This window comes from Microcystis sp. M_QC_C_20170808_M3Col (genome assembly GCF_007095505.1).
GTDB lineage: Bacteria > Cyanobacteriota > Cyanobacteriia > Cyanobacteriales > Microcystaceae > Microcystis.
In genome coordinates, this window is the sequence record NZ_SFBY01000229.1 from 1 (window position 1) to 4504 (window position 4504).

Consider the following 4504-nt stretch of genomic DNA (forward strand, 5'->3'; position numbering starts at 1 on the left):
ATGGGATAGAGAGGTGCGTAGTTCACCCAAGGAGAATCAATCTCTCGAAGTAAAAGTGAAGGGAATTTCTGAAATGGAATTCAGTCTGTCTATATTTGACTATACTTTTACTAACTATCGGAATCAAACTCGATCGCCAGTTAAAGTTCCTGAATCCGAACTGATAGGAATTATTGTCGCCCGCAATTGCGGGAATTAGGGCAACGTTCCTGCATTAATTGGGAAAATTCCGTTCTTTGAGCGGGAGTTAACACTTGGCGAATTTCCAAAAAACTCTCAAATTGCAGGTTACTGATTTCTTGGCGATTCCGAGAGATTTGCTGATGTTTAGAGCGGATATCTCGATCGGAGGCATTATTCGATAATAAACTATTTAGTTCTTGTTCGTTGCTTCTCAGGGTGTCTCGTAATTTTTGGGTTTTTTCCTGATATTTCTGACGAATAGCGGCAATTTTTGACTTTTGGTCATCGGTAAGGTTTAATTGTTCGATTAGTCTTTCTCTAGAATTATTCATCCCACGGGGACGACTCTCAGGACGCTGGGGAGAGCTAGTTTGAGCGATAAATAGACGATCTTGGGGATAGGATAACACAGTGGCAGTTGGGGCTAGGTTAACGGCTAGAGTTAAAGCCATGGTCGTGCCGAGAATCGAGAGAGTAGAAAGGGACATAATTGACCTCCACAAAGAAATTAAGGATTATAGGTAGAATAGGTGAGTTGAGGCTCGTTTAAGGTCGTCCAAGGGGAACTATAAACGCTAGGATCAGCAATCGGTGGAGCGATGCTATAGTCCCAACTCTCCACTAAAAAAGCTTCTAACTCCTCGTCGGAAATTTGGCCCAGTTGTGGATGAGGATGAGACCAACGATAGGAAGCAAAAATCAGTGCCGGTAAGGCAGTAATACCAGTGATCAACCCCAATAAAGGCAGGGATTTTGGGGAAGTTACCGGTTTTTCTCCCCTAATCATTTGCATTAACTGTTCTTCTTGATCTATCGGTCGAGGTGGCAGCGATGGACGATAGCGACGCAGAAAATTAACCACTTTGTCATCTTCTGGGGACATTAGAGAACTCCTTGTTTTTGCAAAAATTGACCCATGGCTTTACGCGCATAATGAAGACGTGATTTCACCGTACCGAGGGGAATTTCTAAGATTTGGGCAATTTCCTTGGCGTTGCTGAATCAAGGCATGAATGACAACCTTGCACCCATCCAAAAGTTAGTTTGGGTCTAGGTTTTAAAAATCCCACAAAAGAAGATTCATATCTCAAATCAGCAACGCCCCAAAAGTTAGTTTGGGTCTAGGTTTTAAAAATCCCACAAAAGAAGATTCATATCTCAAATCAGCAACGCCGAAATTTTTTCTAGAACTTGACGAGCCTTGAGGGTAGGGAAGACAGTCAGGCAGACTAACCTAAAAAGGTTTTTTGGGCGAAAAATAGTTTCTTCCCCTTCTGTCTCCCTAAACACAGTCTTAGCTCTGATGGCGAGCATAATCATCCTGAAAACGGACTATATCATCCTCTCCTAAATATTCCCCATTTTGTACTTCAATTAACACCAATTTGATCACCCCGGGGTTTTCCAGACGGTGAGCGGTACACTGCGGCACATAAGTGGACTGATTGGCTCCGAGAATTTCTTCGTTATCTCCACAGGTGACTTTTGCCGTTCCCGAAACGACAATCCAGTGTTCACTGCGATGGTAGTGCATCTGTAAACTGAGACGATGACCCGGATTCACTTCAATTCGCTTGATTTTATAACCAAGACCTTCTTCTAGAGTGGTGAAAGAACCCCAGGGCCTAAATTCTGTTGCTGCCGATTCTACGCTCGAAACAAGCTGAAATGGTGCCACATCTTGAGATGCGATCATTATATTATGTCTCCATTGCTAGGTCTGATCTTAGTCCAAGATAGCAGCAAAAACCCTAGATGGCATCTAAATCAGTGATCAGTAAACATTAATCAGTAATCAGTGAACTGAAAACTCAAATCTGATCACTGATCACTGATTTAGTCTTCGTCGGTGTTGAGAATACGGGGAACCCGGAAATAATCCCCTTCTGGGGCCGGCGATTCTTGCACTAAGACCTCGTGATCGGGATAAAGTCTATTACTATCGGCGCGAGTGATATTTTGAATTTCGATCGCTCGCGTGGTGGGTGGCACATTTTCCGTGTCTAATTCGCTTAACTGCTCGAAATAATCCAGTATCCCGCTTAATTGCCCCGCAAATTGTTCTTCTTCGCCGCTATTAATCTCTAAACGGGCTAAATGGGCGATTTTTTCAACTGTAGCTCGATCGATCATGGGAGAAATGGGGTGTGGGGGTTGGGGGTTGGGGGTTGGGGGTTGGGGGTTGGGGGTTGGGGGTTGGGGAGATGGGGGTTGGGGAGATGGGGAGAATAAATAAAAATAATCTCCTGACTCCTAACTCCTGTCTCCTGAATTCTGTCTCCTCAATTTAGAAGAAAACATCAATTTCCGATCGCCCGGTGATTTTCAGCCAGTTTTGGGCTTCAATGTAGTTATTGGGGGCTAATCGGATGGCTTGTTTCCAGTATTCTGCTGCTTTGTCGTAGAGTGCTTCCGCTTCGGCCTGTTGACCGTCTTCTCTGGCTTTTTCCCCCTGAAAATGGTAAATAACGGCGATATTATTCAAAGCGGAGGGCATTCTGGGATTAAGTTGGATAGCTTCTTCGTAGTATTCCAGAGCCTTTTCATGCTCGCCGTTACTAGCGTGGATAATACCGATATTGTAGAGGATATAACTGCGATCGTTAGGATCCTCTTCTAATGTTAAAGCCTCATAGTAATTATCGAGGGCTTCGGCGTATTCGCCGTCAGCTTGGGCAGACATCCCATCGCGGTAATAAACAAAGGCTTCCTTGGCTTTTTTATTGGCGGGGAGTATCTTTAAAATGATATCCGCCATGACGGTAAAAGATTTATCAATAAAATTATCGTTACGTTGAGTGCGTGGCATAGTTAGGACGATTAGGCGATCGAGATGACTATCTACCTTTATAGCACTCGCAAGCAACCCTAGGGCTGTTTTTCCGATTTTTCTGGCTAGGGTTTCGATTTAGAGGCTCTTTGCTAGTCCGGCAATGGCAAGAAGTTAATGGCTCATTCTGCTCCCACTTGACAAGGGTTCAGACGTGGACTCCAAGCATTTCTGCTCCGGTTCTGGGTTGAACATACTTTGCGATAATCAATACCTCAATTCCTTTGATTTGTTGTAGCGCATAGCTACGCATTATCACTTTATTGCTGGATTAAATCTTGCTCCAGCCAAGAACCTAGTCGGAACGCATCTCATTCCGACGAGCATTGGTGCAACTTTACCTATAATACTAAATCCTGTTATAATAAAACAAGTAAAGACGAGGAGATAAAATGCCCAAGAAAGCTTACTTAGCCGAACATCTAAGTTCAGAGGAACTGAAAGATAGATACAGAAGCAGTCAAGACTCAGTGGAAACAAGAAGATGGCACTTATTGTGGAAAATATCCTTAGGATGGACAATCAAAAATGCGGCGGTAGCTGTGGGGTTAGATTATCAATATAGTTTTAGAATTCTCAAGAAATATAATGAATTAGGAGAAGAAGGAGTTAAAAATCTCAAGAAAAAAAGTGCAGAACATCGGAGAGGAAAAGAACCTTTATTGAAGGAAGAACAATTTCAAAAATTAAAAGAAGAACTGAAAGAACGTCCTGCGGATGGAGGAATTTGGACAGGACCGAAGGTAGCCAGATGGATAGAAAAGGAAACGGGGCGAGAAAAAGTTTGGAATCAAAGGGGATGGGATTACCTAAAAAAGTCGAGATATTCTTGTCAAAAACCCAGGCCAAAACATAAAAAGGGAGACCCAGTTGAACAAGAAAAATTTAAGCAAAATTTACCAGTAAAAGTCCAAGAATTAAGAAATAAATTTCCCAATCATCAAGTAGAAGTCTGGTTCTTTGACGAACATCGAGTTGGCTTAAACCCAATCATTAGAAAAGTCTGGGCTCCAATAGGAGAAAGGCCTTCTGCCCTAGTGCATCATCGTTATGAATGGTTATATGTTTACGGGTTTGTTGAGCCAAAAACAGGAAAAACACTCTGGTATTTAATCCCAAGAGTTAATCATCAATGGTTAAGTTTAGTCTATCAATCTTTTGCAAAAGATGTCGGGTTATCAGCAGAAAAAATTGTCCTATTAGTACAAGATAATGCCCGGTGGCATAGAAGTGAAAAACTTGAAGTTCCTGATGGAATCATGCTCGATTTTCTACCGGCTTACTCGCCAGAACTACAGCCAGCCGAGAGATTGTGGTCTCTAGTAGATGAACCTCTGGTTAATGAGTATTTTGAAACAATTGAAGAACTAGAAGAAATTCTGATAACTCGTTGTCAGTATCTCGAAACAATGACTAATGAAATTAAAAACTTGACTAACTATCATTGGCTAACTTATGACTGATTGTTATCAGCTTTTCAAAACAGGATTT

7 protein-coding genes and 1 pseudogene are annotated in these 4504 nt (G+C 42.3%); 2 read left to right on the forward strand and 6 right to left on the reverse strand.

What is annotated here, in order from left to right; all coding sequences use genetic code 11:
* Window positions 1-199, forward strand: a 199-nt coding sequence (locus EWV84_RS10200; protein WP_287077905.1) for a hypothetical protein, incomplete at its 5' end; no start/stop codon positions are given.
* Here EWV84_RS10200 and EWV84_RS10205 read toward each other — a convergent pair.
* The 6 genes and pseudogenes from EWV84_RS10205 to EWV84_RS10230 form a co-directional block, all read right to left on the reverse strand.
* On the reverse strand, window positions 171-671 hold the full coding sequence (locus EWV84_RS10205) for a Spy/CpxP family protein refolding chaperone (protein ID WP_287077906.1): 501 nt from the start codon (window positions 669-671) through the stop codon (window positions 171-173). The two genes, EWV84_RS10200 and EWV84_RS10205, sit on opposite strands and share 29 nt — an antisense overlap.
* A gap of 20 nt (window positions 672-691) precedes the next feature.
* A complete protein-coding gene (locus tag EWV84_RS10210) occupies window positions 692-1066 on the reverse strand; it encodes a hypothetical protein (protein WP_287077907.1) in 375 nt (124 codons plus the stop codon).
* Window positions 1066-1173: pseudogene (locus tag EWV84_RS10215) on the reverse strand (sigma factor-like helix-turn-helix DNA-binding protein); the annotation flags it as partial. The pseudogene EWV84_RS10215 and the gene EWV84_RS10210, both read right to left, overlap by 1 nt.
* Before the next feature lie 304 nt (window positions 1174-1477).
* On the reverse strand, window positions 1478-1879 hold the full coding sequence (locus EWV84_RS10220) for a phosphomannose isomerase type II C-terminal cupin domain (protein ID WP_287077908.1): 402 nt from the start codon (window positions 1877-1879) through the stop codon (window positions 1478-1480).
* A gap of 140 nt (window positions 1880-2019) precedes the next feature.
* Entirely contained in the window at window positions 2020-2316 is a 297-nt protein-coding gene (gene gatC / locus EWV84_RS10225) for an Asp-tRNA(Asn)/Glu-tRNA(Gln) amidotransferase subunit GatC (RefSeq protein ID WP_147069868.1), read from the reverse strand.
* A 154-nt stretch (window positions 2317-2470) separates the two neighbouring features.
* Complete coding sequence (locus tag EWV84_RS10230) at window positions 2471-2992, reverse strand: photosystem I assembly protein Ycf3 (protein ID WP_002770118.1); 522 nt, start codon at window positions 2990-2992, stop codon at window positions 2471-2473.
* A 413-nt stretch (window positions 2993-3405) separates the two neighbouring features.
* Between EWV84_RS10230 and EWV84_RS10235 the strand changes: the two genes are divergently transcribed.
* Window positions 3406-4476 (forward strand): IS630 family transposase, encoded by a 1071-nt coding sequence (locus EWV84_RS10235; protein ID WP_287077909.1) that lies wholly within the window; start codon window positions 3406-3408, stop codon window positions 4474-4476.
* Window positions 4477-4504 lie beyond the last annotated feature (28 nt).